This is a genomic window from Microbacterium sp. MRS-1, from assembly GCF_000585455.1.
Taxonomy (GTDB): Bacteria; Actinomycetota; Actinomycetes; order Actinomycetales; family Microbacteriaceae; genus Microbacterium; species Microbacterium laevaniformans.
Genome location: NZ_JAUF01000082.1, coordinates 1 through 26,168 on the forward strand (window position 1 = coordinate 1; position 26,168 = coordinate 26,168).

Annotated in this window: 27 protein-coding genes and 1 pseudogene; 15 read left to right on the forward strand and 13 right to left on the reverse strand. The window is 68.8% G+C overall.

The window, feature by feature from the left end:
• Window positions 1-89 precede the first annotated feature (89 nt).
• Both tal and tkt read right to left on the reverse strand, forming a co-directional pair.
• Entirely contained in the window at window positions 90-1,232 is a 1,143-nt protein-coding gene (gene tal / locus AS96_RS13055) for a transaldolase (RefSeq protein ID WP_036290555.1), read from the reverse strand.
• A complete protein-coding gene (tkt, locus tag AS96_RS13060; protein WP_036290558.1) occupies window positions 1,229-3,307 on the reverse strand; it encodes a transketolase in 2,079 nt (692 codons plus the stop codon). The genes tal and tkt overlap by 4 nt, the downstream gene beginning before the upstream one ends.
• 269 nt (window positions 3,308-3,576) lie before the next feature.
• On the opposite strand from tkt, the gene AS96_RS13065 reads away from it, so the two are divergent.
• Window positions 3,577-4,503 carry a heme o synthase gene (locus tag AS96_RS13065; RefSeq protein ID WP_016465326.1) on the forward strand — a complete coding sequence of 309 codons (927 nt, stop codon included), beginning with the start codon at window positions 3,577-3,579 and terminating at the stop codon, window positions 4,501-4,503.
• Between the two features lie 61 nt (window positions 4,504-4,564).
• Here the strand turns inward: AS96_RS13065 and AS96_RS13070 are convergent, their stop codons facing one another.
• Complete coding sequence (locus AS96_RS13070) at window positions 4,565-4,978, reverse strand: hypothetical protein (protein WP_036290561.1); 414 nt, start codon at window positions 4,976-4,978, stop codon at window positions 4,565-4,567.
• Between the two features lie 84 nt (window positions 4,979-5,062).
• Window positions 5,063-6,058: a COX15/CtaA family protein gene (locus tag AS96_RS13075; protein WP_036290563.1), complete on the reverse strand. Its 996-nt coding sequence runs from the start codon at window positions 6,056-6,058 to the stop codon at window positions 5,063-5,065.
• A 292-nt stretch (window positions 6,059-6,350) separates the two neighbouring features.
• On the opposite strand from AS96_RS13075, the gene sufB reads away from it, so the two are divergent.
• From sufB to AS96_RS13130, 11 genes are read left to right on the forward strand one after another with little or no spacing between them, the layout of a single operon-like run.
• Window positions 6,351-7,769, forward strand: a complete 1,419-nt coding sequence (gene sufB, locus AS96_RS13080; protein WP_005049286.1) for a Fe-S cluster assembly protein SufB — start codon at window positions 6,351-6,353, stop codon at window positions 7,767-7,769.
• Window positions 7,769-8,989, forward strand: coding sequence for a Fe-S cluster assembly protein SufD (gene sufD / locus AS96_RS13085; RefSeq protein WP_036290566.1), 1,221 nt, complete (start codon window positions 7,769-7,771; stop codon window positions 8,987-8,989). The genes sufB and sufD overlap by 1 nt, the downstream gene beginning before the upstream one ends.
• Window positions 8,986-9,315: a non-heme iron oxygenase ferredoxin subunit gene (locus AS96_RS13090; RefSeq protein ID WP_036290568.1), complete on the forward strand. Its 330-nt coding sequence runs from the start codon at window positions 8,986-8,988 to the stop codon at window positions 9,313-9,315. Before sufD ends, AS96_RS13090 begins: the two co-directional genes overlap by 4 nt.
• 14 nt (window positions 9,316-9,329) lie before the next feature.
• Window positions 9,330-10,100 carry a Fe-S cluster assembly ATPase SufC gene (gene sufC / locus AS96_RS13095; RefSeq protein ID WP_005049291.1) on the forward strand — a complete coding sequence of 257 codons (771 nt, stop codon included), beginning with the start codon at window positions 9,330-9,332 and terminating at the stop codon, window positions 10,098-10,100.
• Between the two features lie 10 nt (window positions 10,101-10,110).
• Window positions 10,111-10,440 carry a metal-sulfur cluster assembly factor gene (locus AS96_RS13100; RefSeq protein WP_005049292.1) on the forward strand — a complete coding sequence of 110 codons (330 nt, stop codon included), beginning with the start codon at window positions 10,111-10,113 and terminating at the stop codon, window positions 10,438-10,440.
• 58 nt (window positions 10,441-10,498) lie between these two features.
• Window positions 10,499-11,665, forward strand: a complete 1,167-nt coding sequence (locus tag AS96_RS13105; protein ID WP_155947592.1) for a MalY/PatB family protein — start codon at window positions 10,499-10,501, stop codon at window positions 11,663-11,665.
• 31 nt (window positions 11,666-11,696) lie between these two features.
• On the forward strand, window positions 11,697-12,638 hold the full coding sequence (locus AS96_RS13110; RefSeq protein WP_036290571.1) for a siderophore-interacting protein: 942 nt from the start codon (window positions 11,697-11,699) through the stop codon (window positions 12,636-12,638).
• Complete coding sequence (locus AS96_RS13115) at window positions 12,635-13,645, forward strand: FecCD family ABC transporter permease (RefSeq protein WP_036290574.1); 1,011 nt, start codon at window positions 12,635-12,637, stop codon at window positions 13,643-13,645. Before AS96_RS13110 ends, AS96_RS13115 begins: the two co-directional genes overlap by 4 nt.
• Window positions 13,642-14,658 (forward strand): FecCD family ABC transporter permease, encoded by a 1,017-nt coding sequence (locus AS96_RS13120; protein WP_036290576.1) that lies wholly within the window; start codon window positions 13,642-13,644, stop codon window positions 14,656-14,658. The genes AS96_RS13115 and AS96_RS13120 overlap by 4 nt, the downstream gene beginning before the upstream one ends.
• Complete coding sequence (locus tag AS96_RS13125) at window positions 14,655-15,497, forward strand: ABC transporter ATP-binding protein (protein ID WP_036290579.1); 843 nt, start codon at window positions 14,655-14,657, stop codon at window positions 15,495-15,497. Before AS96_RS13120 ends, AS96_RS13125 begins: the two co-directional genes overlap by 4 nt.
• 13 nt (window positions 15,498-15,510) lie before the next feature.
• A complete protein-coding gene (locus tag AS96_RS13130; protein ID WP_036290582.1) occupies window positions 15,511-16,536 on the forward strand; it encodes an iron-siderophore ABC transporter substrate-binding protein in 1,026 nt (341 codons plus the stop codon).
• Between the two features lie 67 nt (window positions 16,537-16,603).
• On the opposite strand, the gene AS96_RS13135 is transcribed toward AS96_RS13130, so the two are convergent.
• Window positions 16,604-17,236 (reverse strand): biotin transporter BioY, encoded by a 633-nt coding sequence (locus tag AS96_RS13135; protein WP_036290585.1) that lies wholly within the window; start codon window positions 17,234-17,236, stop codon window positions 16,604-16,606.
• Between the two features lie 169 nt (window positions 17,237-17,405).
• Here AS96_RS13135 and AS96_RS13140 point away from each other — a divergent pair, with 169 nt between their 5' ends.
• The gene (locus AS96_RS13140) at window positions 17,406-17,969 is read left to right on the forward strand and encodes a GNAT family N-acetyltransferase (RefSeq protein ID WP_051498885.1); all 564 of its coding nucleotides are present in this window, start codon (window positions 17,406-17,408) and stop codon (window positions 17,967-17,969) included.
• Here AS96_RS13140 and AS96_RS13145 read toward each other — a convergent pair.
• Window positions 17,916-18,755, reverse strand: a complete 840-nt coding sequence (locus AS96_RS13145) for a GNAT family N-acetyltransferase (protein ID WP_036290588.1) — start codon at window positions 18,753-18,755, stop codon at window positions 17,916-17,918. The two genes, AS96_RS13140 and AS96_RS13145, sit on opposite strands and share 54 nt — an antisense overlap.
• Window positions 18,756-18,872: 117 nt before the next feature.
• Here AS96_RS13145 and AS96_RS13150 point away from each other — a divergent pair, with 117 nt between their 5' ends.
• Window positions 18,873-20,471 (forward strand): ABC-F family ATP-binding cassette domain-containing protein, encoded by a 1,599-nt coding sequence (locus AS96_RS13150; protein WP_036290590.1) that lies wholly within the window; start codon window positions 18,873-18,875, stop codon window positions 20,469-20,471.
• Window positions 20,472-20,492: 21 nt separating this feature from the next.
• On the opposite strand, the gene AS96_RS13155 is transcribed toward AS96_RS13150, so the two are convergent.
• The 4 genes from AS96_RS13155 to AS96_RS13170 are packed head-to-tail and all read right to left on the reverse strand — an operon-like array spanning window position 20,493 to window position 22,571.
• Window positions 20,493-21,410, reverse strand: a complete 918-nt coding sequence (locus AS96_RS13155) for an SURF1 family cytochrome oxidase biogenesis protein (RefSeq protein ID WP_036290592.1) — start codon at window positions 21,408-21,410, stop codon at window positions 20,493-20,495.
• Complete coding sequence (locus tag AS96_RS13160) at window positions 21,407-21,610, reverse strand: hypothetical protein (RefSeq protein WP_036290595.1); 204 nt, start codon at window positions 21,608-21,610, stop codon at window positions 21,407-21,409. The genes AS96_RS13155 and AS96_RS13160 overlap by 4 nt, the downstream gene beginning before the upstream one ends.
• The gene (locus AS96_RS13165; RefSeq protein ID WP_036290596.1) at window positions 21,607-21,996 is read right to left on the reverse strand and encodes a DUF3099 domain-containing protein; all 390 of its coding nucleotides are present in this window, start codon (window positions 21,994-21,996) and stop codon (window positions 21,607-21,609) included. Before AS96_RS13165 ends, AS96_RS13160 begins: the two co-directional genes overlap by 4 nt.
• A gap of 50 nt (window positions 21,997-22,046) precedes the next feature.
• A complete protein-coding gene (locus AS96_RS13170) occupies window positions 22,047-22,571 on the reverse strand; it encodes a DUF4190 domain-containing protein (protein ID WP_036290599.1) in 525 nt (174 codons plus the stop codon).
• A gap of 109 nt (window positions 22,572-22,680) precedes the next feature.
• Between AS96_RS13170 and fabG the strand changes: the two genes are divergently transcribed.
• Window positions 22,681-23,391 carry a 3-oxoacyl-ACP reductase FabG gene (gene fabG / locus AS96_RS13175; protein WP_036290602.1) on the forward strand — a complete coding sequence of 237 codons (711 nt, stop codon included), beginning with the start codon at window positions 22,681-22,683 and terminating at the stop codon, window positions 23,389-23,391.
• 31 nt (window positions 23,392-23,422) lie between these two features.
• Here the strand turns inward: fabG and AS96_RS13180 are convergent.
• The 3 genes and pseudogenes from AS96_RS13180 to glgC form a co-directional block, all read right to left on the reverse strand.
• Window positions 23,423-24,119, reverse strand: a pseudogene (locus AS96_RS13180) (alpha/beta fold hydrolase).
• A 77-nt stretch (window positions 24,120-24,196) separates the two neighbouring features.
• Window positions 24,197-24,832, reverse strand: a complete 636-nt coding sequence (gene serB / locus AS96_RS13185; protein ID WP_036290604.1) for a phosphoserine phosphatase SerB — start codon at window positions 24,830-24,832, stop codon at window positions 24,197-24,199.
• Window positions 24,833-24,851: 19 nt separating this feature from the next.
• Window positions 24,852-26,096, reverse strand: a complete 1,245-nt coding sequence (glgC, locus tag AS96_RS13190) for a glucose-1-phosphate adenylyltransferase (protein WP_036290606.1) — start codon at window positions 26,094-26,096, stop codon at window positions 24,852-24,854.
• Between the last annotated feature and the right edge of the window lie 72 nt (window positions 26,097-26,168).

Genomic DNA, 26,168 nt, shown 5'->3' on the forward strand with positions numbered 1-26,168 from the left:
GATACCGCTGGCGACCAGGCTGTCGACCAGACCAGGAACGGTCTGGTCGACGACCTGCTTGACGTGACCCGAGACGTGGATCTCGAAACTCACCGGCTGGTCTCCGGGGCCTTCGCCAGCGCCTCGGCGACGGTCTTCTTGAGGTCCTGCCACGATGCGATGAACTTCGCGACACCCTCGTCCTCGAGCGTCTGGGTGACATCGGTGATGTCGACGCCGAGTTCCGCGAGCTGAGAGAAGACCAGGTGCGCGTCATCGTAGGCACCGGTGACGGTGTCGCCGGTGATGACACCGTGGTCGAAGGTGGCTTCGAGCGTCTTCTCCGGCATCGTGTTGACGGTGCCGGGCGCGACGAGCTCGGTGACGTAGAGCGTGTCGGGCAGCGCAGGGTCCTTCACGCCGGTCGATGCCCACAGCGGACGCTGCACGTTCGCACCGGCGGAGATGAGCTCCTGAGCGCGCGCGGTCGCGAACCGCTGCTCGAAGAGTTCGTACGCCAGACGCGCGTTCGCCAGCCCCGCACGGCTCTTGAGCGCCTCGGCATCCTCGTTCTGGAAAGCCGACAGACGCTTGTCGACCTCGGTGTCCACGCGCGAGACGAAGAACGAGGCGACGGAGTGGATGCCGGACAGGTCATGCCCGGCCGCCTTCGCCTGCTCCAGGCCCGCCAGGTAGGCGTCGATGACCTCGGCGTACCGCTCGAGCGAGAAGATCAGCGTCACGTTGACCGAGATGCCCGCGCCGATGACCGCGGTGATCGCGGGCAGGCCGGCCTTGGTCGCGGGGATCTTGATGAGGGCGTTGGGCCGGTCGACCTTGGCCCACAGCTTCTCCGCCTCGGCGACGGTGGCGTCGGTGTCGTGGGCGAGATCGGGGGAGACCTCGATCGACACGCGGCCGTCTACGCCGCCCGTCGCGTCGAACACGCCGCGGAAGATGTCGGCGGCGTCACGCACGTCGGTGGTCGTCAGCTCGAAGATCGCGGCGTCGACATCCGCGCCGCCTTCGGCCAGCGCGGCCAGCGGTGCGTCGTACGAGTCGTCGTTCTGGTTGCCGATGGCGGCCTGGAAGATCGACGGGTTCGTCGTGACGCCTGAGACATTGCGCGACGAGATCAGGTCGGCGAGGTTGCCCGACGCGATGCGCGCGCGGGAGAGGTCGTCGAGCCAGATACTGACGCCGGCGTCGACGAGCTGCTGGGTCGGGGTCGAGCCCGGGGTGGGGGTGCTCATGCGTTCTCCTTGACGGTTGCGCGGGCCGCTTCCACGACCGCATCGGTGGTGATACCGAACTTCTCGAACAGGGTCTTGTAATCGGCGGAGGCGCCGAAGTGGTCGATGCCGACCGTACGGCCGGCATCGCCCACGATGCCGCGCCAGAGCGGGGTCGACCCGGCCTCGACGGACACGCGCGCCGTGACGGCGGCCGGCAGCACGCTCTCGCGGTAGGCGGCATCCTGCTCGGCGAACCACTCCAGCGACGGGGCCGAGACGACGCGCGCCTGGATGCCCTCGGCGGCCAAGGTCTCGCGGGCCGCGACGGCCAGCTGCACCTCGGAGCCGGTCGCGATGATGATCACGTCGGGCTGTCCGCCCTCGGCGTCGATGAGCACATACGCACCCTTCGCCACGCCGTCGGTCGTCGCGAAGCCCGCCTCGCCGCGGGGGAACACGGGGATGTTCTGACGCGTCAACGCGATGCCGACCGGGCCGCCGCTGGTGCGACGGACGATCTCCAGCCAGGCCGCGGACGTCTCGTTCGCATCCGCCGGGCGCACCACGGTGAAGTTCGGAATGAGGCGCAGCGTCGACAGCTGCTCGATCGGCTGATGCGTCGGTCCGTCCTCGCCGAGGGCGACCGAGTCGTGCGTCCACACGAAGATCGAGGGGATGTCCATCAGAGCGGCCAAGCGCACCGGCGGGCGCATGTAGTCGCTGAAGATCAGGAACGTGCCGCCGAACGGGCGTGTCGGACCGTGCAGCTTGATGCCGTTGACGATCGCACCCATCGCGTGCTCGCGGATGCCGAAGTGCAGCACACGCCCGTACGGGTCGCCCGACCACTCGTGGGTCGACCACTCGGCGGGAATGAACGACTTGGCGTCCTTGATCGTCGTGAGGTTCGACTCGGCCAGGTCGGCGGAACCGCCCCAGAGCTCCGGAAGCTGCGCGGCGAGCGCGTTGATGACCTGACCCGAAGCGGCGCGCGTGGACACGTCCTTACCGGAGGTGAACTCCGGGACGGAGACATCGGCGGGCAGCTCGCCGGCTTCCAGACGCTCCAGCAGTGCCTTGCGCTCGGGGTTGGCCGCAGCCCACGCGTCGAAGTCGACCTGCCAGGCCGCGCGCGCCTCGGTGGCCCGCTCCTGGAGAGCGCGCGTGTGCGCGATCACGTCGTCGTCGACGACGAAGGACTTCTCCGGGTCGAACCCGAGGACCTTCTTCGTCGCCGCCAGCTCGTCGGCGCCCAAGGCGGAGCCGTGGATCTTTCCGCTGTTCTGCTTGCCGGGCGAGGGCCATCCGATGATCGTCTTCAGGATGATGAGCGACGGCTTGTCGGTCTCGCCCTTGGCGGCCTCGATCGCGGCGTACAGCTCGGCGACGTCTTCGACGTACTCCCCGGTCTTCTTCCAGTCGACCGTCTGGACCTGCCACCCGTAGGCCTCGTATCGGGCGGCGACGTCCTCGGTGAAGGCGACGTTGGTGTCGTCCTCGATCGAGATCTGGTTCGAGTCGTAGATGGCGATGAGGTTTCCGAGGTTCTGGTGACCGGCCAGGCTCGAGGCCTCGCTGGTGACTCCTTCCTGGAGGTCGCCGTCGCCCGCGATCACGTACACGAAGTGGTCGAACGGGCTCGTGCCGGCCGCCGCCTCGGGGTCGAACAAGCCGCGCTCGTAGCGGGCCGCGTACGCGAAGCCCACAGCCGAGGACAGGCCCTGGCCGAGCGGGCCCGTCGTGATCTCGACACCCTTCGTGTGGCCGTACTCCGGGTGGCCCGGCGTCAGGGAGCCCCAGGTGCGCAGCGACTCGAGATCGGACAGCTCGAGCCCGAAACCGCCGAGATAGAGCTGCACGTACTGCGTCAGCGAGGAGTGTCCGGCGGAGAGGATGAAGCGGTCACGGCCGAGCCAGTGCGTGTCGGAGGGATCGTGACGCAGCACACGCTGATACAGCAGGTATGCGGCCGGCGCGAGGCTCATCGCCGTGCCGGGGTGTCCGTTGCCCACCTTCTCCACGGCATCCGCGGCCAGCACGCGAGCGGTGTCCACCGCGCGCCGATCGATCTCATCCCAAACCAGTTCCGACACGTGGTGCCCTTTCGAAAAGAGGGGAGTGCGTCCGACTCTCCAGCCGGCCTCGGCGGCGTCGAAGCGCTGCCTGCCGGCGCTCGGCGACGCCTGTGTTTTCAGCTTAGCGAAGTGCCGCGGGTCGCAGGCCGCATGTGTCGTCCGTGACAATTCGCCGTCGAACCTCGACCGATCGGCGGTGGGCGGCTGCGGCTCGGGCGATCACCCGATGGCCTCGTGACCTAGACTGGGGGAAGGTCTGGAGTGAGCCGGGGAAGGGGTCTGCGGGCATGGTGCAGTCGAGCGTGTCCGCCGGGAACGATGTCGCGATCGGCCTGCCCCTCGGCCAGAAGATCCGCGCCTACGTTGCGCTGACCAAGCCCCGCGTGCTCGAGCTGCTCCTGGTGACGACGGTGCCGGTGATGATCCTGGCGCAGGGCGGGATGCCGAACCTGTGGCTCGTGCTGGCGACGGTGATCGGCGGCGCCATGAGCGCCGGATCGGCCGCCACCTTCAACATGTACCTCGATCGCGACATCGACGCGCACATGCGTCGGACCGAGAATCGTCCGCTCGTCACGGGCGAGGTGACTCCGCGAGGCGCTCTCGTGTTCGCCTGGAGCCTGGCGGTGGGCTCCACGCTCTGGCTGCTGCTGGCCACCAACTGGCTGGCCGCAACGCTGAGCGCCGTGGCCATCTTCTTCTACGTGGTCATCTACACGATGCTGCTGAAGCGCCGCACCGAGCAGAACATCGTCTGGGGCGGCATCGCCGGGTGCTTCCCGGTGCTCATCGGATGGTCGGCCGTCACCGGATCGCTGACCTGGACCCCCTTCGTCCTCTTCCTCCTCGTCTTCCTCTGGACCCCGCCGCACTACTGGCCGCTGTCGATGAAGTACAAGGGCGACTACCAGGAAGCGGACGTGCCGATGCTCGGTGCGACGCGCAACGGCCAGCAGGTCGGGCTGCAGGTCATCCTGTACGCCTGGGCCACCGTCGCCTCCTCGCTTCTGCTCATTCCCGTCGCGGGCATGGGTCTCGTCTACACGGCATCCGCTCTCGTGTTCGGCGGCTGGTTCATCGTCGAGTCCCACGTGCTCTACAACCGTGCCGTCCGCGGAGAGCAGATCCGCCCCATGCGCGTCTTCCACGCGTCGATCACGTACCTGACGCTCCTGTTCGTCGCCATCGCGATCGATCCGCTGCTTCCGTTCTGAACGGACGACGAAGGCGCCGACTCCTCGAGGAGCCGGCGCCTTCGTGTCGTTCGGTGCGCGATCAGACCGTGGGGCGGTCCGTCGTCGCAGCAGCGGACTCGTCGGCGTCCGCAGTCGGGGCGGCGATCGTCTCGGCCGCCGGGGCGGCGACCGTCGCGGGCTCCACGACCTCGACCACGTCGATCTCCTGGGGGACGACGCTCGGCGTGACGGCGCGCGCGATCGAGCCGATGGTGCCGAGGGTCAGCGCCAGAGCCAGACCGATGAGGCCGACGCCGATGAGGATCGCGCCGAGAACGGCCCAGATCTGACCGGCGTAGACCTCGACACCGGTGGCGGTGCCGTCGGCGAGCGTGCTGGCCATGACGGTCAGCTTGTCGACGAGCAGGTAGACGCCGCCGCCGACGGCGACGAGCGAGCCGCCCACGAGCACCCAGAACGGGATGCTGCGGATCACACGGGCGGTGTTGGGCATGGGAAAGCTCCTTCTGTCACGTCGCCGCACGCGCGGCGACACATCGACTATCTGCGAACCACCAGAGGAGCGGTGATGCGCCGGCTATGAGATCGCTGTGGAGCGCTCGCCGGCACCCAGCATGTCATGCGGCTGCTTCATGTGCAGGATCACGGCGGTCATCGCCGCCACGAGTGTCACGGCGAGCATCATGTGGACGTTCACGAGAGCGATCGGAAGGCCCGTGCGCGCCTGCCACAGCCCGATCGCGATCTGCACCAGCTCCACGCCGAGCAGCAGACCCGTCCATCGCCGCATGCCCGTCGTCGCACCCAGCCGGTAGGACCACCCGAACAGCACCAGCGTGAGCGCGAAAAGGACGTAGGCGGGCCAGCTGTGCACGTGCTGCCAGAAAATCGGGTCGAGGCCGTTGCGGGCGGCGGCGGTGTCTCCGGCGTGCGGGCCGGAGCCGGTCAGCAGGATGCCGATGACCACCGTGATGAGAACGACGACGCTCGTCACGTGCGCCACGACGGCGTAGCCGCGCGGGACGACGAGCTCTCGCCGGCCGGGCTTCGCGTACACGCGGACGACGTAGGCGGCGGCGATCGCGACGAGCGCGGCCGACAGCAGATAATGCAGCCCGACGATGCTGGGGTGCAGGTGCAGCCACACGGTGACACCGCCGATGACGGCCTGCAGGATGATGCCGATGCCGATCGCGAGCACGAGCCTCGGCAGTTCCGGACGCGTGCGCCACAGGCGCACGACGGACAGGAAGGCGAGGAGGGCCACGATCACCAGGACGCCGGTCAGCGTGCGGTTGCCGAACTCGATGAGGCCGTGGATGCCGAGCTCCTGCGTCGGGACGAGCGAATCCGGGGTGCAGTACGGCCAGGTCTCGCAGCCCATGCCCGAGCCGGTGAGCCGGACGAGACCGCCCGTGCCGACGATGACGATGTTGCTGATCAGCACGAGCCACGCGAGGACGCGTGTCGGGCGCCCGACACGCGCGGGAAGTCGCGACAGCAGTCCGCGCCCGTCCGCGGGTGCGGGAGCCGCGGTGGTGGTCTCGGCGCTGGAGGTCTGTGGTGCGGACAAAGTGGGGTCGCCTCCCGGATGCGCGCCCGGACGGGCGCCGGCCACCCCCGTGTCGGGGTGTTGCCTATAGACTGAAGGGGTGGGAACAGCGGCGCGCGAAGCGCGTCACGCCACCTACAGTCTAGGCGCGCGCGGTGCACGCCCCGACGAAGACCACGTCGGAGAAAACGACACGAAAACGGCCCTGGAAGCGGCATCCGACCTTCGCCCACGACACTCCGATCGTGAGACAGGCGCAGGCGCAGGAATGCCGGAGCGGATGACACCGCCGGGCACGAAGGAGGCAAACCCCATGTCGGATGTGCTCATCGACCGTCCCGAACTCGAGGGACTGGGCGTCTATGAATTCGGCTGGCACGACGAAGACGCCGCCGGCGCCGTCGCCCAGCGCGGGATCAACGAGGACGTCGTCCGCGGGATCTCGGCGCTGAAGAACGAACCCGAGTGGATGCTGAAGACCCGACTGAAGGGCTTCCAGCTGTTCGGGCGCAAACCGATGCCCACGTGGGGTGCCGACCTCTCGGACATCGACTTCGACAACATCAAGTACTTCGTACGCTCCACCGAGAAGCAGGCGCAGTCGTGGGAGGACCTCCCGGAGGAGATCCGCAACACGTACGAGAAGCTGGGCATCCCGGAGGCGGAGCGTCAGCGCCTCGTCGCCGGCGTCGCCGCACAGTACGAGTCCGAGGTCGTCTACCACCAGATCCGCGAGGACCTGGAGCAGCAGGGCGTCATCTTCATGGACACCGATACGGCGCTGCGCGAGCATCCCGAGTTCTTCGAAGAGTACTTCGGCACCGTGATCCCGGCCGGGGACAACAAGTTCGCCGCCCTCAACACGGCCGTCTGGTCAGGTGGATCGTTCGTCTACGTCCCGAAGGGCGTGCACGTCGAGATCCCGCTGCAGGCGTACTTCCGCATCAACACCGAGAACATGGGCCAGTTCGAGCGGACGCTGATCATCGCCGACGAGGACAGCTACGTCCACTACATCGAGGGCTGCACGGCGCCGATCTACAAGAGCGACTCGCTGCACTCGGCCGTCGTCGAGATCATCGTGAAGAAGAACGCGCGCGTGCGGTACACGACGATCCAGAACTGGTCCAACAACGTCTACAACCTGGTGACCAAGCGCGCCATCGCCCACGAAGGCGCGACGATGGAGTGGATCGACGGCAACATCGGCTCGAAGGTCACGATGAAGTACCCGTCCATCTACCTCATGGGCGAGCACGCGAAGGGGGAGACCCTCTCGGTCGCCTTCGCCGGTCCCGGACAGCACCAGGATGCCGGCGCGAAGATGATCCACATGGCTCCCTACACGCAGTCCTCGATCGTCTCCAAGTCGATCGCCCGCGGTGGCGGCCGGGCCGGGTACCGCGGCGAGGTGCGCGTGGACGCCAACGCCCACCACTCGGCGAACACCGTGCGCTGCGACGCGCTCCTGGTCGACACGATCTCGCGTTCGGACACGTATCCGGCGATCGATATCCGTGTCGACGACGTGCAGCTCGGTCACGAGGCCACGGTCTCCAAGGTGAGCGAAGAGCAGCTCTTCTACCTGATGAGCCGCGGCATGCCGGAGGACGAGGCGATGGCGATGATCGTGCGCGGCTTCATCGAGCCCATCGCACGCGAACTGCCCATGGAGTACGCCCTCGAGCTCAACAAGCTCATCGAGATGGGCATGGAAGGATCCGTCGGCTGATGACGACAGCGACTCAGACCCCCGCCGGCGAGAGCATCCGGGCGGAGGGTCACATCGACCCTGCGGCCACGCTGGTCTCCGGCTTCGTGCCGGTGCAGACCCGATCGGAGCGGCCGACCTCGTTCGACCCCTCCGATTTCGCCGTGCCGACCGGCCGCGAAGTCAACTGGAAGCACACCCCGTTGGCGCTCCTGGGCGACCTGCTGCGGGACGAGCCCGCCCCCCACGACGTCATCGGCGTCGACGTGAGTGCGCCTTCGTCCGTCGAGCAGATCCGTCTGCGCGTCGGGGAGGCCCCACGCGGTGAGGTCTTCCGTCCCGAGGACCGTGTCAGCGCGATCGCCTGGGCGCAGGAGGACGAGGCTCCGCTCATCCGCATCCCCTCGGGCGTCGAACTCGAGGAGCCGATCGTCGTGCAGCTGACCGGACGCGGCGGTGTCGCGCATGCGCACGTCGTGATCGAGGCACAGGCGCACTCACGGGCGACGGTCGTGCTGCGCCACGCCGGTACCGCACAGCAGGCGCAGAACGTCGAGATCATCGTTCGTGACGGCGCCGCGCTGACGGTCGTCTCGGTACAGCGCTGGGACGATGACGCCATTCACCTGGCATCTCACCAGGCGCGGGTCGACCGCGACGCGACGCTGACCCACGTCGTGGTCAGTCTCGGCGGACGCGTCGTTCGCGTGAACCCGTCTGTCGAGCTCGCGGGAGCAGGTGCGGAGGGCAGACTCTACGGTCTGTCGTTCGCCGACGCCGGTCAGCACCTGGAGAGCCAGGTCTACCTGCACCACAAGGGTGCGCAGACGGTCGGAGACGTGCTCTACAAGGGAGCGCTGCAGGGCGAGTCCGCGCGCAGCGTCTGGGTCGGTGACGTGCTCATCGGACCGGATGCCGTGGGCACCGACTCGTATGAGGCCAACCGCAACCTCGTGCTCACCGATGGTGCACGCGCCGACTCGATCCCCAACCTCGAGATCGAGACGGGCGACATCCGCGGCGCGGGACACGCGAGCGCGACCGGGCGCTTCGACGATGAGCAGCTGTTCTACCTGCAGGCGCGGGGAATCGCGGAGGACGAGGCTCGACGTCTGGTCGTGCTGGGATTCCTCGCCGAGATCGTCCAGAAGATCGATGTGCCGGCCCTGCAGGACGAGCTCATCGCCGCGATCGAGGACGAGCTGGCTCTGGCGACGGCGGCCGAAGGAGAACACGCATGACCGCGCAGAAGGCGCTCAGCCTCAGCGACCTCACCCAGGACACCGCGGTGCGCGTCGAGATCGACGGCGTTCCGATGGCCGTCGTCCTGGATTCGAACGGTGAGGTCCATGCGATCGGCGACACGTGCACGCACGGCGACATCTCGCTGTCGGACGGGTTCGTGGAAGGGGAGACCCTGGAGTGCTGGGCCCACGGCTCGGCCTTCTCGCTGCGCACCGGTCGCCCCCTGAACCTTCCGGCCTATGAGCCGGTGCCCGTGTACGCGGTCACGATCGACGGGGACGACGTCCTGATCGATCCCGCTGTCCTCAAAGATGTGAACTGAAGAAGGTAACTGACATGGCTGTTCTCGAGATCCGCGACCTCCACGTGACGGTCGAGACCGACGCGGGGGAGACCCCCATCCTCAACGGCGTCGACCTGACCGTGCGCACCGGGGAGACGCACGCGATCATGGGCCCCAACGGCTCCGGAAAGTCGACGCTCGCCTACACGATCGCCGGTCACCCCAAGTACACGGTGACCCAGGGCACGATCACTCTGGACGGCGAGGACGTGCTGGCGATGTCGGTCGACGAGCGCGCTCGTGCCGGGCTGTTCCTCGCGATGCAGTATCCGGTGGAGATCCCCGGGGTGACCGTCACGAACTTCCTCCGTACGGCGAAGACCGCGATCGAGGGCGAGGCGCCCGCGATCCGTACGTGGACGAAGGACGTCAAGGAGGCGATGAAGAACCTCCGCATGGATCCGAAGTTCGCTGCCCGCAACGTCAACGAGGGCTTCTCCGGCGGCGAGAAGAAGCGCCACGAGATCCTGCAGCTCGAGCTGCTCAAGCCGGCGATCGCCGTGCTCGACGAGACCGACTCGGGGCTGGACGTCGACGCGCTGAAGATCGTCTCCGAGGGCGTGAACCGCGCCAAGGAGGCGACGGACCTCGGCGTCCTGCTCATCACGCACTACACGCGCATCCTCCGCTACATCAAGCCCGATTTCGTGCACGTGCTCGTGAAGGGCCGCGTTGCCGAGGAGGGCGGCCCGGAACTCGCGGAGCGTCTGGAGGACGAGGGCTATGACCGCTACCTCGAGCCCTCTGACATCGTCGAGGCATAGGATCGAACGCATGACTGCGACCCTCAGTCCGGAGAAGTACGACGACGTCACCGAGGCGCTCAAGGACGTGATGGATCCCGAGCTCGGAATCAACGTCGTCGACCTCGGTCTCATCTACGATCTCAGCTGGGACGAGGAGAACGACGCCCTCGTCATTCACATGACGCTGACCTCGGCGGGCTGCCCGCTCACGGACGTGCTCGAAGAGCAGACCGCGCAGGCCCTGGACGACGTGGTCGATCGCTTCCGCATCAACTGGGTGTGGATGCCGCCGTGGGGACCGGAACGCATCACCGACGACGGACGCGACATGATGCGCGCGCTGGGGTTCGCTATCTGATCGTCATCAGATGTCGGCGTCTGCGCGGCCGCAGCGTCGCCGTCGCTAGGCTCGAGGGGTGAGCATCATTCCTCTGGAAGCACTTCCGCTGGAGACCCTGCAACGGCGCTCCAGTACGAAGTGGCGGACGTACGGTTCCGATGTCCTTCCCCTCTTCGTGGCGGAGACGGATTTCCCCCTCGCGCCGCTGATCACGAGCGCCTTGCGCACGGCGGTGGAGCTCGGCGACACCGGGTACACACCATCCGATCCCGGCGTGCGCGATGCCTTCGCATCGTTCGCCGCTCGCCGCTTCGACTGGGTCGTCGATGCCGACCGCGTGCGGACGACGGGTGACGTGATGATGGGCGTCGTCGAGATCCTGCGCGCGGTCACCGCGCCCGGTGACGCGGTCGTGATCACCCCACCGGTGTATCCGCCCTTCACGATGACGGTGGAAGAAGCCGGATGCCGTGTGGCACCCGTGCCGCTGCGCGATACGGGTGCGGCCTGGGCACTCGACCTGGACGGCATCGACGCGGCGCTGGCCGACGGCGCGCGCGCCGTGCTGCTGTGCAATCCCCACAACCCCACCGGTACCGTCCATTCGCGTGAGACGCTGGCCGCGCTGGCCCGGATCGCCGCGCGACATGGTGCCATGGTCATCAGTGACGAGATCCATGCGCCGCTCGTCTACGACGATGCGACCTTCACGCCGTTTCTCGCGTCATCGGCGGAAGCTGCCGCGGTCGGCTACACGGTCACCAGCCCCTCCAAGGCGTTCAATCTCGCAGGGCTGAAGTGCGCGGTCATGGTGACCGGGGACGAACGGACCGCCGCCGTCGTGCGCGGCCTGCCGTCGGAGGTGGAGTGGCGTACGGGGCTGTTCGGCGCGATCGCCAGTGTCGCGGCACTGGACGCGGCATCCGATGAGTGGCTCGACGCCCTGCGCGCCCGACTCGATCTCAACCGTCATCTCCTCGCGGACCTCCTCGCCGCACACCTGCCTCGCGCTCGTTACCGCCTGCCCGACGCGGGCTACCTCGCCTGGGTGGATCTGAGTGCCTACGGCTGGGGTGACGACCCGGCCGGGCGCATCCTCGCCGAGGCGCGCGTGGCTGTCCATCACGGCCCGCACTTCGGAGCGCAGGGCACAGGTCACGTCCGCGTGAACTTCGGCTGCGGGCCGGAGGTTCTCACCGAAGCCATTGCGCGAATCGGACGTCTCGTCGGCTCACCGGTGTGACATCTGACGAAGGTAAGGCTACCCTTAGGGTGTGACCGAATCTGCGACCGCCGTCCGCCCGGCCTACTGCCCGTATGCCGTCCGTGTCCGCGCCGTCGAGCGGCTCTCTGCGCACTTCGTGCGGGTATGGTTCACCGGTCCCGAGCTGGAGTGGTTCGGCACCGCGGGTCTCGATCAGCGGATCAAGATCGTCCTGCCCCTGGCCGATGTCGCGGGGGGATACTCCGACTTCGGTCAGGCGGAGCACGCCGGCGACTGGTACGACAGATGGCGGGCGCTGCCGTCTGCGCGCCGCAACCCGTTCCGCACGTACACGGTGCGTCGTGTGGATGCCGCCGCTCGCGAGCTCGCCGTCGATTTCGTCGTGCATCACGATGCCGGTCCGGCGGGATCCTGGGCCGCGCGCGCTGCCGTCGGCGACGAGCTCGTCATCATCGGTCCCGATGAGCGCAGCCCCCAGTCGCGCATCGGCCTGGATTGGCATCCCGGCACCGCCCGACGGCTGCTGCTGGCCGGAGACGAGACCGCCGCTCCCGCGATCTGCAGCATCCTGGAGTCACTGGATCCGCGGTGCGAGATCGACGCGTTCGTCGAGGTGCCCGACGACGACGATGCGCTGCGACCGCAGCTGCCGGCGGCATCCGGCGCGCGGCTCAGCTGGATCGTGCGGGCAGACCGACCGCACGGGGTCGCGCTCATCGAAGCGGTGACCGGGTGGACGCGGGATCACGCCGAGGTGCTCGCGCGCGCCGCGGCGCCCCGGCCTCAGGCCCTCGATGAGATCGACGTCGATCGCGACCTGCTCTGGGACAGCCCCGAGGATGGCGACGGCGAGTTCTATGCGTGGATGGCGGGGGAGTCGGCGACGGTCAAGACTCTCCGGCGGCTTCTCGTGTCGGAGTGCGGCGTCGACCGTAAGCGTGTCGCCTTCATGGGCTACTGGCGACGCGGTCAGTCCGAGCGCGTCGAATGAGCGCGCCGGTACGACCGCGCCGAACCTTGGTCGTCGCGGTGACCGGAGCTGCCCTCCTGGCCGTTTTCGTCCTGCTCTCGCTGGGAGTCGGAGCGCGGCAGATCGCCCCGGTCGACGTGTGGCACGCGTTGGCGTCGTTCGACGCCGCCAACCCCGATCACATCGTGGTCGTCACACAGCGCGTGCCCCGCACCGTCATCGGCGTCTGCGCGGGCGCCGCGCTCGCTCTGGCGGGAACGGTCATGCAGGGCCTCACGCGCAACCCCTTCGCCGATCCCGGACTGCTCGGTCTGAACGCGGGGGCCTCCGTGGCCGTGCTCGCCGCGATCACGCTGTTCGGGATGTCGACGCCGGACGGCTTCGTCTGGTTCGCGTTCGGCGGCGCCGCCGTGGCGGCGGTCGCGGTCGCGCTGATCGGAGGCCGCGGGAACGAGGCCGGGCCTGCGCGACTCGCACTCACCGGCGCGGCCGTGACTGCCGGGCTCAGCGCGGTCACCTTCCTGATCCTCAACACCAACTCCTACGCGCTCGACGTCTACCGGTACTGGGCGGCCGGAGCCCTGTCGACTCGAGGTCTGGATGCCGTCGCACTCGTGCTGCCCGCACTCGTCGTCGGTGCCGTTCTCGCCCTGGCATCCGCCCGCGGCCTCGACCTCTTCGCTCTCGGTGCGGACACCGCCGCCGGCCTCGGGCACGACGTCGGTCGCAGTCGCGTGCTCGGCATCGTCGCGACCGTGCTCCTGTGCGGCGGGGCGACCGCGATCGCCGGCCCGATCGTCTTCCTCGGGCTGCTCGTCCCGCACGCGCTGCGTGCCGTCGTCGGGGGCAGCTACGGGCGACTCCTGCCTCTCGGGATGCTCTACGGCGGGGTCTTCCTGTTGTTGGCCGATGTGGTGGGACGCGTCGTCGCGCCACCTGGCGAAGTGCAGGCCGGCATCGTCGTCGCGATCATCGGCGCCCCCGTCCTGATCGCACTCGTGCTGCAGCCGCGTCGGAGCATGCTGTGAGTGCCACCCTGGCCGTCCGCCGCGCCGCCGCCCGCCGTCACCGCATCGTGGTGAGCACGGTCATCGTCTTCGCCGTCGTCGCCGTCGTCGTCGCCGGCTCCGTGGGCGACTACCCGATCGCCCCCGACCGTCTCTGGGCGACGTTGACCGGGTCCGGGACGCACATCGAGCAGTACGTCGTCTTCCAGGTGCGGGCGCCGCGCGCCGCCATGGCGCTGGTGGCCGGGGCCGCGCTGGGCGCCGCCGGAGCGCTCCTGCAGTCCTTCCTCGGCAACCCTCTGGCCAGTCCCGACCTGCTGGGCATCTCCGGTGGAAGCGGTCTCGCCGCCGTCACGGCGATCCTCGTCCTGGGGACCACCGGACCGCTCCTGGCGGTGTTCGCCTTCGCCGGCGGAGCCGCTGTCGCCGTCCTGCTCGCTCTTGCCGGACGCTCACTGCGCGACGGCGGGTTCCGCCTCATCCTGGCCGGCATCGGCGTCTCGTTCCTCACCGCCGCTCTCATCAACCTGTTGATGGTGCGTGCGAAGGTCGAGGAGGCGCGACTCGCGCTGCTGTGGCTCACGGGAAGCCTGTCCTCGACGCCGTGGTGGCAGGTGGTCGTGGTCGTGATCGTCATCATCGCGCTGCTTCCGGCGCTCGTCGTCGCATCGCGGTGGTTGCCGCTCGTGCAGCTGGGGCGGGAGAGCGCGCACGGGCTCGGCGTCGCCAGCGCGCCGGTTCGTCTGGTCGTCGTGACCAGCGCGGTGCTCCTCACCGCCGTGACCTGCGCCTTCGTCGGACCGATCTCCTTCATCGCGCTGTGCGCTCCCGCCATCGCCCGCGGGCTCCTGCGGCACGGCGCCGTCGGGGTCGGCACCAGCGCTGCGCTGGGCGCAGTTCTGCTGTCGGCCGCCGATCTCGTCGCCCAGTACGCCATCCCGGGCGTCAGCATGCCCGTCGGCATCGTGACCGGTGCGGTCGGCGCCCTCTTCCTGCTCTGGCTGCTCGCCACATCGAAAGGACGCCAGCTATGACGTCGTCTCCGGAGGCACCGCGCCTCGCCGCGCGTGCCCTCGCCGCCGGCTACCCCTCCCGACGTGTCATCGACGACCTCGACCTCGAGCTCGCTCCCGGGCGCGTCACGATGATCATCGGCGCCAACGCATCGGGTAAGTCCACCTTGCTGGGAACACTCGCCCGACTCCACCCGCCGCTCGCGGGTCGCGTGGAGATCGACGACGCGGATGTCCGCGGCATCCCGCGCCGTCAGCTGGCCCAGACCGTCGGACTTCTCCCGCAGCATCCGACCGCACCCGACGGCGTCACGGTGGCCGAGCTGGTCGGTCGCGGCCGTCATCCCCACCGCGGACTGCTGCAGCGCTGGAGCGCCCAGGACACGGCGCGGGTCGACGAGGCGATGGCGTGGACGGGGATCACAGACCTCGCAGAGCGGCCCGTAGGTGATCTGTCGGGCGGGCAGCGTCAGCGCGTGTGGATCGCGATGGCACTCGCGCAGGATCCGCGCATCCTGCTGCTCGACGAGCCGACCACTTTCCTCGATCTGAGCCACCAGTTGGAGGTGCTCGACCTTCTGAGCGATCTCAACCGCGAACGGGGAACCACGGTCGTCGCGGTGCTCCACGATCTCAACCTGGCCGCCCGGTACGCCGACGAGCTCGTCGTCATGCACGCCGGGAGCGTCATCGCCCACGGCGCTCCGACCGAGGTCATGACCGCCGAGACGATCCGTCGGGCGTTCGGGCTGGCGTCGCTGGTGATGCCCGATCCTCTCACCGGTACGCCGATCATCATCCCCGTCCCGTCGGCGAGCGCCTCCGCACGCGTCGACGGCGCCATCCCTGCACGTCCCTGAGAAAGGAAGACCCATGAGACGACTCCGCACAGCACTCGGACTCGCCGCGATCGCCGGAGTGACCGCACTCCTGCTGTCCGGCTGCGCCGCCGGATCCGCGGCGCCCACCACCTCCGAGAGCGTTTCGGGTGACGGCTTCCCCGTCACCATCACCTCGGCGCTCGGAGACGCCACGATCGAGAAGAAGCCCGAGCGCATCGCGACGTGGGGGTGGGGTGCGGCGGACGCCGTTCTCGCCCTCGGCATCCAGCCCGTCGCGATCCCCGCCGACAACTACTCGGGCGGCGACGACAAGATGCCGCCGTGGATCGCGGATGCCGTCGACAAGCTCGGAGGCGCCAAGCCCACCATCCTCGACGTCAGCTCGAACGACGTCCCGCTCGAGGAACTGCTGAAGACGAACCCGGATGTGCTGCTCGCACCCTACTCGGGGCTCACGCAGAAGGACTACGACGCCATCACGGGGGCGGGCATCCCCGTCGTCGCCTACCCGACCGCGCCGTGGGCGACCCCCTGGCGTGATGTCATCACGATCACCGGCAAGGCTCTCGGCATGAGCACGCAGGCTGCCGACCTGCTGACGAGCCTCGACGCGCAGGTGAAGGACGCGGCCGCCGCTCACCCCGAGTTCGCCGGCGTCACGATCGCCTACGTGGACGACGACGTCGATACCTTCTACATGTATCTCCCGGCCGATCCCCGGGTGGAGGTCCTGCAGGACCTCGGCTTCGTCTCGCCGCCCAGCGTGACTTCCCTGGACAAGGGCGAGGGCACCTTCTACACCACGGTCAGCCAGGAGAACCTCGACAAGATCGATGCTCAGGTCATCTTCACGCAGGGCGAGGACCAGAAGACGCTCGACGAGTTCCTCGGCTCCGCGCGAGGTCAGTTGATCCCCGCCGTGAAGAAGGGGGCCGTGGTGGCGATGGTGGGCGCGGAGAACGTGGCGGCAGTCTCGCCGACCGCGCTGACGCTGCCCTGGGCGTTGCCGACCATCACGCAGAAGCTGGCCGCTGCGGTGGCGGTCGCGAAGGGCTGACGCCGCGAGAGACACGACGACGGCCCCGACCGCAGTGGTCGGGGCCGTCGTCGTTGCGCGGTGAGGGTCAGCGACCGGACCGGCGCTCCAGGGCGCGGACGCCCGCCCAGGCAGCGGGGATCAGCAGCGCAGCGAGCGCGGCTTTGACGATGCCGCCAAGGATGAACGGGGTGACACCGGCGGCGAGGATCGCCTCGATACCGAGTCCCTTGCCGAGGACGGTGTTCAGGATGAAGGCCATGTAGGGCACACCGAACAGGAACGGGATCACGCTCGCCGCCACGAAGCCGACGAACGCGAGGACGGGACGTCGGTCCCACGCGCGCTCCGCGAACCATCCCGCGACGAAGGCGGCGAAGACGAAGCCGATGATGAACCCGAAGCTCGGCTTGGCGACGGCTGCGATGGTTCCCGTGAACCCGGCGAAGACCGGCAGACCCGCGAGGCCGGCGGCGAGGTAGGTGAGGAGAGCGGCGGCGCCGCGACGGGCACCGAGCGCGGCGCCCACGACGACGACGGCGAGAGTCTGTCCCGTGATGGGCACGGGCCAGAGCGGAACCTCGACCTGCGCGAGCACCGCGACCACGGCGGCGCCCGCGATCACGAGGGCTGTGTCCAGGGCGGCGGCGCGGGCCCGGTCGGTCGGGCGGGCGATGAGATCGGCGAGCACGAGGCGGCGGCCTGCGGCGGCGAGGGACATGCGGTCTCCTTCGAGAGGCGGACGGGTCACGGCTCAGCCTAGAGTCTCCCCACGCGGGCCACCTGGCCGAGATCGATGGAAGAGAGGACGATTCGTTGTCGCATCGAGACAATCTGACGGCGATAGCCCGTCGCGATCCCGGTCCCGCCTCGCTGACTACACTCGCCGCATGATGACTTTCACCGTTCGCTCCGCTCGTCCCGCGGATGCCGCCGGTATGGCGCGCGTGCACGTGGAGGGGTGGCGGCAGACGTACCGCGGCCTCATGGCTGACGAGATCCTCGACGCGCCCGACTTCGTGGACCGCCGCGAGCGCTTCTGGACCGCGGTGCTGGGCGACGACCCCCGCTTCGCGCAGGTCGCTGCGGCCGTCGCCCTCGTCGACGACGAGGTCGTGGGGATCGCGATGACCGGTCCCACCCCGGAAGAGGACCGGACGGATGGCACTCCGGATCGTGCGCTCCACGTGCTCTACGTCCTTGCCGATCACCACGGCACCGGCGTCGGCGCCGCTCTCCTGGACGCGGTGGCCCCAGCATCCGCAGCGCACATGCTGTGGGTGGCCGATCCCAATCCTCGCGCGCAGGCCTTCTATGCGAAGCACGGATTCGTGCCCGACGGAACCGTGCGTGTCGACGACGGCGTGCGCGAGCAGAGGATGACCCGTCCTGCTCGCTCGTCAGCCGCCGGCCGGAGGGATCTCGACGAGGCGGAACCAGCGGCCCCTCGGTGAGAGGCGCGCCCATACGGGGAGGAAGTGCGGATCGCTGACATGGCCGTCGAAGGTGACCCACTCGACGCCGCGAGCTGCCAGCACGTCGAGGGAGCGCCGGACGCAGGCCTCGATCAAGCGCTCACCGTCGGCCGTCTCCCTCCTCGTGGTCTCCGCCGTGAGGCACGAGGGTGTCGAGTCGTGATAGACGAGCGCCAGCGCGACGATCTCGCCGTCGACGACGGCGGCGCTGCTCGCGTCGCGGTCGACCTCGGCCTCGAGGTCTTCCGAGAGAGCCGCCGCGAAATCCGGAGCGACGGGCGACCAGCCCTCGTGCGTCCAGGCGTAGACGGCCGCGTTGGCATCGAGGACGTCGTCCCAGGGCAGATCGCGGACGCTCTGCACCGCCGGGTGCGGCCGCAGAACCGCGCGAGACGCCGCCGGCACGTCCGCGGGTGGCACCACCTGTATGGTCCGTGCTCCCAGGGCGTCGGCGAAGCCGAGTGCATCGTCGTCGACGTACCCGCGCGTCATGAAGGCCAGTGGCGCATCTCGCAGTGTCGACAAGTGGGCGAACACGGCCTTCCCGTAACCGCGGCGACGCGATGCCGGCTCGACCACGATGGCGACCCAGTACCGGTCCGCGTGCACGCGCGAGGTCCACATGATGCCGGCGGCCACGGGGTGCCCGTCCACCTCTAGCACGCTCGAGCGGGTATGCGCATCACGCCATCGATCGGCGCGGAACGCGATCGTGCCGAGGAACGGCAGCGTCAGATCGCCGTCGGTGAAGGGGCGCAATCGCATGGTCCCGAGTCTGGCACCTCTGTATTCGAGCGGCGGCCGACGCCGGACGTGGACGGTAGAATGGGAGGCTGGTCCGTCTCCGGGCCGTTCCCCATCCCCGACGAACGGACGTCTGCTGTGCTTGCCGTGCACGACCTCGAGATCCGCGTGGGCGCTCGCACGCTCATGTCGGAGGTGTCGTTCCGCGTCTCCGACGGCGACAAGATCGGTCTCGTCGGCCGCAACGGTGCCGGAAAGACCACGCTGACGAAGGTGCTGGCCGGCGACCTGCTGCCGGCCGACGGCAAGGTCGAGCGCTCGGGCGAGCTGGGCTACCTTCCGCAGGACCCGCGGTCCGGCGACCCCGAGATGCTCGCGCGCACCCGCATCCTCGATGCGCGCGGACTCGGCACCCTGGCGCTGCAGATGCAGGAGGCGTCGATGCAGATGGGGGATGCCGACGAGAAGGTGGCCGCGAAGGCGATGCGCCGCTACGGCAACCTCATGGAGCGTTTCGAGGCGCTCGGCGGCTACACGGCCGAGTCCGAAGCGGCATCCATCGCCCACAACCTCTCTCTCCCGGATCGCATCCTCGACCAGCCGCTGAAGACGCTGTCCGGCGGCCAGCGTCGCCGCATCGAGCTCGCGCGGATCCTCTTCTCCGATGCGCAGACGATGATCCTCGACGAGCCGACGAACCACCTCGACGCGGACAGCGTCGTGTGGCTGCGCGAGTTCTTGAAGAACTACAAGGGCGGGCTCATCGTCATCAGCCACGACGTCGAACTCGTCGGCGAGACGGTCAACCGTGTCTTCTACCTCGACGCGATGCGTCAGGTCATCGACGTCTACAACATGAACTGGAAGAACTACCTGCGCCAGCGGGTCGCCGACGAGGAACGCCGCAAGAAGGAGCGCGTCAACATCGAGAAGAAGGCGACGGCGCTGCAGTTGCAGGCCGCGCGCTTCGGTGCGAAGGCTTCCAAAGCCGCCGCGGCCCACCAGATGGTCGCTCGCGCCGAGAAGATGCTCTCCGGCCTCGAGGAGGTCCGCCAGGAGGACCGCGTCGCGAAGCTGCGCTTCCCGAAGCCCGCGCCGTGCGGCAAGACGCCGCTCATGGCGAAGAACCTCTCCAAGTCGTACGGATCGCTGGAGATCTTCACCGACGTCGACCTCGCCATCGATCGTGGATCGAAAGTGGTCGTGCTCGGCCTCAACGGCGCCGGCAAGACCACACTGCTCAGGATCCTCGCCGGTGTGGACAAGGCCGACACCGGCGTCATCGAGCCCGGCCACGGCCTGAAGATCGGCTACTACGCCCAGGAGCACGAGAACCTCGACGTCAACCGCTCGGTCCTCGACAACATGATGTCGGCGGCGCCGGACATCAACGCCACCGAGGCGCGCAAGGTGCTCGGTTCGTTCCTGTTCACCGGCGACGACGTTCTCAAGCCCGCCGGTGTGCTCTCCGGCGGTGAGAAGACCCGCCTGTCGCTGGCGACGCTGGTCGTCTCCTCGGCGAACATGCTGCTGCTCGACGAACCGACCAACAACCTCGACCCCGCCTCGCGCGAGGAGATCCTCGGCGCGCTCGCGCATTACGAAGGCGCTGTCGTGCTCGTCTCCCACGACGAGGGCGCCGTTCAGGCTCTCAACCCCGAGCGGGTGCTGATCCTGCCGGACGGTGTCGAGGACATCTGGGGTCGCGACTACGTCGACCTCATCACGCTCGCCTGAGGGCTGGCGCTCGCACCGGTTTCAGCGAGGCGTGAGCTCGTCGAGCAGGGCGTCTTCTTCCTGCATGTCGCGATCGCGTCGCCGGGTCTCGCGCTGTCGACGGCGACGGGCAGCCGCAGAAGGCTCCGCCTCGTCGGGTGACGCGGACTCGGCCGCCTCAGCCGAGGCTGCCGCCGCCGCGTCTTCGGCATCCTCTCGTCGGTGACGGATCTCGGTGCGGATCATGTACCAGATGAAGACGAACCCCATCAGTGCGAAGAGGATCCACTGGATGGCGTACGAAAGATACGGGCCCGGGTCGTCCGACGGCGACTCGAGGGCGTTCGGCGCTTGCGAGGGGCTGGGCTGCTCCGACACCAGCAGTCCGTAGGCGCTCGTGATGAGCGCGGGCTGAGCGGTGGTCTCCGCGATCAGGGGGAGATTGATGGTCGGCACCTGGCCGCCCGGCGCGGAGCGTCCCGAGTTCGGCAGCGGCTCGCCCGGCTTGAGTCGCGCGATGACCTGTACCTGGCCGGCGGGGGGAGTGGGGATCGCGTCCGGCTCGGGCTGGGAGGAGCCGGGCGGCAGCCAGCCGCGGTCGACGAGGAAGACCGCACCGTCGACCGTCCGGAACGGGACGAGCACCTCGAAGGCGCTGGTCCCGCCGTGGGCGCGGTTTCGGGCCAACAGCGTCCGGTCTGTCAGGTACTCGCCGGTGAGGGTGACGGGGCGCCACTGGTCTGCGGGCGGGAACGTCCCGTCGGTTCCGATCACCTGGTCCAGCGGCACGGGAGCGGCGTCGTAGTTCGCGGCGATCAGCGCGAGCTGGCTGCTGCGGTCCGCGTTGCGCGTGAACTGCCAGTTCGACAGAAAGGCGCAGACGATGGCGAAGACGATCGCGATCGCGACGTATCCTGCCCAGCGCATCGCCGTCTGCTGCCGAGCCGTGCGTTCTCTCATCTGGTCGCCTCCGCATCGAAGGCGACCACGTCCACCGGGAAGTCGCGGGCGGCGAGATAGTCGCGCAGATAGTCGACGTGATCGCCGCACGCGGCCCAGATCTTGCGTCGTTCGGGCGCGTGGATGCGCGGATTGCGCCACTGCACCTGCCACGTCGCGGGCGCGCGGCAGCCGGTCCTCGAGCAGATGGCCTCGGTCATGAGTCGTCCGACGGCGTCCGGGGTGCGTGCGGCTGCCGCGAGGACTCGCTCAGTCTGATCACGCGGGGCGTCTCGTCGACCGCGGCGGTCGGGGCGTCCGACGGTGGACGCGGGGTCGGAGAGGCCTCGATCGCGCGCTCGGGGGCGATGGCGCGTTCGGCCGATCCGGCGGCGACGTTGGCGATCACCACGGCGAAGTACGGAAGGAACATCGCTCCCGCTCCGAACAGCCAGGTGTACCAGCTGTAAGGGGTGACGGCCACCATCAGGACGAAGCAGATCACGCGTATGACCATCATCGTGAAGTACTTCGTCATGCGCGCGCTCGCGTCGTCGCGCGGCGCGCGCGGCAACGACGTGGCGGACTGAGCACGGGAGCTTTTCACGGTCCCCTCAGCCTACGCCGCGTGGGCGTCGCAGGCGCGGCGTCGCCCGATCAGTACGAGCCGTAACGCGAGCTGGCGGCGGCCCCGAGGATGATGAAGAAGACGAAGAAGCCGATGATCAAGAGCGAGATCGCGGTGCCGACCCATCCCACGATCACGCCCGCGAGCGCCATTGCGCGGCCGCCTTCACCCGTGCGCTTGATCTGGTTCAGCGAGATGTGGCCCATGATGGCACCGCCGACCGACCCGATCAGCGGAAGGATCCACACGAAGCCCAGGATCGACGCGATCATCGAGATGACGGCGAGCACGTTCGTCTTCACGGCGGGCGCCCCGTAGTAGGGAGCGGACCCGTACACGGGCGGTGCGCCCGGAGCGGGCTGCACCGGGGCGCCGGTGCTCGCGCCGTACGCCGGGGGTGCGGAGGGATAGGACGGCTGCTGATATGCCGGAGGCTGGTAGGCGGGCGGAGCCGGAGGCGTGTAGGGGGCATCCGCCGCAGGAGCCGGAGTCGGAGGCGTCACCGGCGGGGTGGCCGCGGCATCCGGGGACTGAGGGTTCGTCGCGTCGGTCATGATCTCTCCTGTCTCGCCGTGCCAGCCTATCGGCCGCCGTGCGAGAGCGGGGAGCCGCCGGCGCGCCGAGTAGGCTGGGGCGGTTACTCCCCAGCGAAACGGAGCCCCCATGTCGCACGATCGCGTCGTCCTCGTCACCGGTGGAAACCGCGGCATCGGCCGCGCGATCGCCGCACGCTTCGTCGCCGAGGGGTACCGCACGGCGGTCACCGCCCGCTCCGGCGAGGGTCCTGAGGGCACGTTCACGGTGCGCGCGGACGTGACGGATGCCGCGTCGCTGGATGCCGCGTTCAGCGACGTCGAGAAGCAGCTCGGTCCCGTGGAGATCGTGGTCGCGAACGCGGGGATCACGAAGGACACGCTGCTGCTGCGGATGACGGAGGACGACTTCGACTCCGTCGTGGCGACGAACCTGGGTGGCGCCTTCCGCGTCGTCAAGCGCGCGTCCAAAGGCATGCTGCGGGCCAAGTGGGGGCGGGTCATCCTCATCTCGAGCGTCGTGGGCCTGTACGGCTCGCCGGGCCAGATCAACTACTCGTCGTCGAAGGCTGCGCTCGTCGGCTTCGCGCGCTCGCTGACCCGCGAGCTGGGAGGCCGTGGGATCACCGCCAACGTCGTCGCCCCCGGATTCATCGAGACCGACATGACCGCCGAACTGCCCGAAGACACGCAGAACGAATACAAGCGGAACATCCCCGCCGGCCGTTTCGCGACGCCCGACGAGGTCGCCGGCGTCGTCACGTGGCTGGCGTCGGAGGATGCCGCCTACATCTCGGGCGCCGTCATCCCCGTCGACGGCGGCCTCGGCATGGGCCACTGAGCGGCGTCGGTGCTTCGACGCGCGGCTGCGCTCACCGCGGGGAGGACACGGAGGGTGTTCGCGTGATGGCGGCGGCGATCGCGTCGCCCAGCCGCTGTGGCTGGGAGAACTGCGGCCAATGGCCGCTGCCGAGCCGGATGATCTCGCTGTCATCGATGGCGGCGAACTCGTCGGCATACCGGCCCCACTGTGCCAAGAAGCCACGGAACTCCTCGTCGTTCAGTGAGCCCGACAGCACCGTCACGGGAACCCGATAGCGACGTTCGTCGTGTAGCGCGATCGCGTCGGTGGGGACCCGAGCGGGTCAGCGGTGCGGTGCGCGCCCGCGTCTGCGCGTCGAGATCAGCCACGTCGTTCTCGTCGAAGAAGTCCCAGCCGGGGAACGGCACGACGCCGTCGACGACGTCGAACTCCGAGATCATGCCCCCGTCGTGCGGCACCGCAGTATCGACCAGGACGACGCGGGTGACGCGTTCCGGGCGGGCATCCGCTGCACCCCATGCGACGTTGCCGCCCCCGCTGTGGCCGACGACCGCAACCGGGCCGGCGGACTCGTCGATCGCGGCGACGGCCGCAGCAACCCAGTCGGCGATGCCGATACCGGCGCTCTCGTCGCCGGGGGCACCCAGGCCCGGCATCGTCAAGGGGCGTGGGCGCAATCCTGCCGCTCGCAACGGGGGAAGCACATCGTCCCACGACGATGCATCGAGCCAGAGGCCGGGAATCATGATGACGTCCATGCGCTGACGGTACGCCGTGCCACCGACATCGCGGCAGGGGTGCCAGCGGACGCGCTCGCGTCGGGTCAGGGAAGCAGCGGTATGAGCTCTCGCAGGTCGACGGGTCCGACGACGAGGTCGGCCTGCCGTCGCACCGCGGGCTTGGCGTTGAACGCGACACCGAGTCCGGCGACGGCCATCATCTGCAGGTCGTTCGCGCCGTCGCCCACGGCGATCGTGCGAGAGAGCGGAACACCGGATGCCGCGGCCCACTCGCGCAGTGCTGCGGCCTTGCCGGCGGCATCCACGATCTCGCCATCGACGAGGCCGGACAGCACACCGCCGTCGACGGCCAGTCGATTCGCGCGCCACTCGTCGATTCCGAGCGGGGGTGCGATGACGTCCAGGATCTCGTGGAATCCGCCGGATACGACGGCGGCCCTCCCGCCGCGGGCGTGAATGGCGGCGACGAGCTCGGCCGCTCCCGGGGTGGGCTCTACGCGCGCCCGCACGCGGTCGAAGGCGCTCAGCGGGACGCCGCGCAGCTCGGCCACGCGCGAGCGCAGACTCGTCGCGAAATCCACTTCACCGCGCATCGCCGCCTCGGTGGCCGCCGCGACTTCGGGGCCACGGCCGGCCTCGTCGGCGATGAGCTCGATGACTTCGTTGCGCAGCAAAGTGGAGTCGGCGTCGAACACGACGAGGAAGCGGGCGTCAGGCACCCGTCCAACCTATCGGCCGTCAGCGTGCGACGTAGGCGTTCTTCCCCACCACGGTGATGCCGCTGTCGGTCACGGTGAAGCCGCGCGCGAGATCGAAGGCGCGATCGACGCCGACCGTCGCCCCCGGCTCCAGCACGACGTTCTTGTCGAGGATCGCGCGATGCACCCGCGCGCCAGCACCGACCTGGACGTGATCGAAGAGCACGGAATCGGTGATCGTCGAGCCGCCGCCCGACAACGTCCACGGGCCGACCACGGAGCGCTCCAGATGGGTTCCCGACAGCACCGAGCCCAGTGACACGATCGAGTCGATCGCGTTGCCCATACGGCCGACGCCGTCGCGCACGAACTTGGCGGGCGGCGAGTTCACCGACTGCGAGTGGATCGGCCAGTCGATGTTGTAGAGGTTGAAGATCGGCAGCGTCGAGATGAGATCCATGTGCGCGTCGAAGAACGAGTCGATCGTGCCCACATCCCGCCAGTAGTCGCGGTCGCGATCGGTCGAGCCCGGCACGTCGTTGCGCTTGAAGTCATACACCGCCGCCTCGCCGCGGCCCACGAAATAGGGGATGATGTCGCCGCCCATGTCGTGGTTCGAGCCCGGCAGCTCGCCGTCCGCTTCCACAGCCGCGATCAGGGCGTCGGCATCGAAGATGTAGTTGCCCATCGATGCCAGGACCTCGTGCGGCGCATCGGCCAGGCCGGTCGGGTTCTGGGGCTTTTCGAGGAAGTCGCGGATCGTGACGTTGTCGCTCGGGTCGAGATCGATCACCCCGAACTGGTTGGCGAGCCCGATGGGCTGGCGGATGCCGGCGACCGTCGCCTTGGCTCCCGACTCGATGTGCGCGGCCAGCATCTGCTCGAAGTCCATCCGGTACACGTGGTCGGCGCCGATCACCACCACGATGTCGGGCTTCTCGTCGTGGATGAGGTTCAGCGACTGCAGGATGGCGTCTGCCGAGCCGGAGAACCAGCGCTTGCCCAGACGCTGCTGTGCCGGCACCGAGGCCACGTAGGAGTTCAACAGAGCGGACATCCGCCAGGTCTGGGACACGTGCCGGTCGAGGCTGTGTGACTTGTACTGCGTCAGCACGACGATCTGGCGGAGCCCGGAGTTGATGAGGTTCGAGATCGCGAAGTCGATCAGCCGGTACTGGCCGCCGAAGGGCACCGCGGGTTTGGCTCTGTCCTCCGTCAGAGGCATGAGGCGCTTTCCCTCGCCGCCGGCGAGGATGATTCCGAAGACCTTCGGCGCTGCAGGCATGTCACCACACTAGGGCGTGTTGATCAAGAGGTTCCGCTCCTCGGTGGGTGAGTCTTGAACGGTGACGCGACA

What these genes read in the sequence shown, in the direction of transcription:
- tal (WP_036290555.1), bottom strand. Translation starts at nt 1,232, where the DNA reads ATGAGCACCCCCACCCCGGGCTCGACCCCGACCCAGCAGCTCGTCGAC.
- AS96_RS13065 (WP_016465326.1), top strand. Translation starts at nt 3,577, where the DNA reads ATGGTGCAGTCGAGCGTGTCCGCCGGGAACGATGTCGCGATCGGCCTG.
- AS96_RS13070 (WP_036290561.1), bottom strand. Translation starts at nt 4,978, where the DNA reads ATGCCCAACACCGCCCGTGTGATCCGCAGCATCCCGTTCTGGGTGCTC.
- sufB (WP_005049286.1), top strand. Translation starts at nt 6,351, where the DNA reads ATGTCGGATGTGCTCATCGACCGTCCCGAACTCGAGGGACTGGGCGTC.
- sufD (WP_036290566.1), top strand. Translation starts at nt 7,769, where the DNA reads ATGACGACAGCGACTCAGACCCCCGCCGGCGAGAGCATCCGGGCGGAG.
- AS96_RS13090 (WP_036290568.1), top strand. Translation starts at nt 8,986, where the DNA reads ATGACCGCGCAGAAGGCGCTCAGCCTCAGCGACCTCACCCAGGACACC.
- sufC (WP_005049291.1), top strand. Translation starts at nt 9,330, where the DNA reads ATGGCTGTTCTCGAGATCCGCGACCTCCACGTGACGGTCGAGACCGAC.
- AS96_RS13100 (WP_005049292.1), top strand. Translation starts at nt 10,111, where the DNA reads ATGACTGCGACCCTCAGTCCGGAGAAGTACGACGACGTCACCGAGGCG.
- AS96_RS13115 (WP_036290574.1), top strand. Translation starts at nt 12,635, where the DNA reads ATGAGCGCGCCGGTACGACCGCGCCGAACCTTGGTCGTCGCGGTGACC.
- AS96_RS13125 (WP_036290579.1), top strand. Translation starts at nt 14,655, where the DNA reads ATGACGTCGTCTCCGGAGGCACCGCGCCTCGCCGCGCGTGCCCTCGCC.
- AS96_RS13130 (WP_036290582.1), top strand. Translation starts at nt 15,511, where the DNA reads ATGAGACGACTCCGCACAGCACTCGGACTCGCCGCGATCGCCGGAGTG.
- AS96_RS13135 (WP_036290585.1), bottom strand. Translation starts at nt 17,236, where the DNA reads ATGTCCCTCGCCGCCGCAGGCCGCCGCCTCGTGCTCGCCGATCTCATC.
- AS96_RS13140 (WP_051498885.1), top strand. Translation starts at nt 17,406, where the DNA reads ATGATGACTTTCACCGTTCGCTCCGCTCGTCCCGCGGATGCCGCCGGT.
- AS96_RS13145 (WP_036290588.1), bottom strand. Translation starts at nt 18,755, where the DNA reads ATGCGATTGCGCCCCTTCACCGACGGCGATCTGACGCTGCCGTTCCTC.
- AS96_RS13155 (WP_036290592.1), bottom strand. Translation starts at nt 21,410, where the DNA reads ATGAGAGAACGCACGGCTCGGCAGCAGACGGCGATGCGCTGGGCAGGA.
- AS96_RS13160 (WP_036290595.1), bottom strand. Translation starts at nt 21,610, where the DNA reads ATGACCGAGGCCATCTGCTCGAGGACCGGCTGCCGCGCGCCCGCGACG.
- AS96_RS13170 (WP_036290599.1), bottom strand. Translation starts at nt 22,571, where the DNA reads ATGACCGACGCGACGAACCCTCAGTCCCCGGATGCCGCGGCCACCCCG.
- fabG (WP_036290602.1), top strand. Translation starts at nt 22,681, where the DNA reads ATGTCGCACGATCGCGTCGTCCTCGTCACCGGTGGAAACCGCGGCATC.
- glgC (WP_036290606.1), bottom strand. Translation starts at nt 26,096, where the DNA reads ATGCCTGCAGCGCCGAAGGTCTTCGGAATCATCCTCGCCGGCGGCGAG.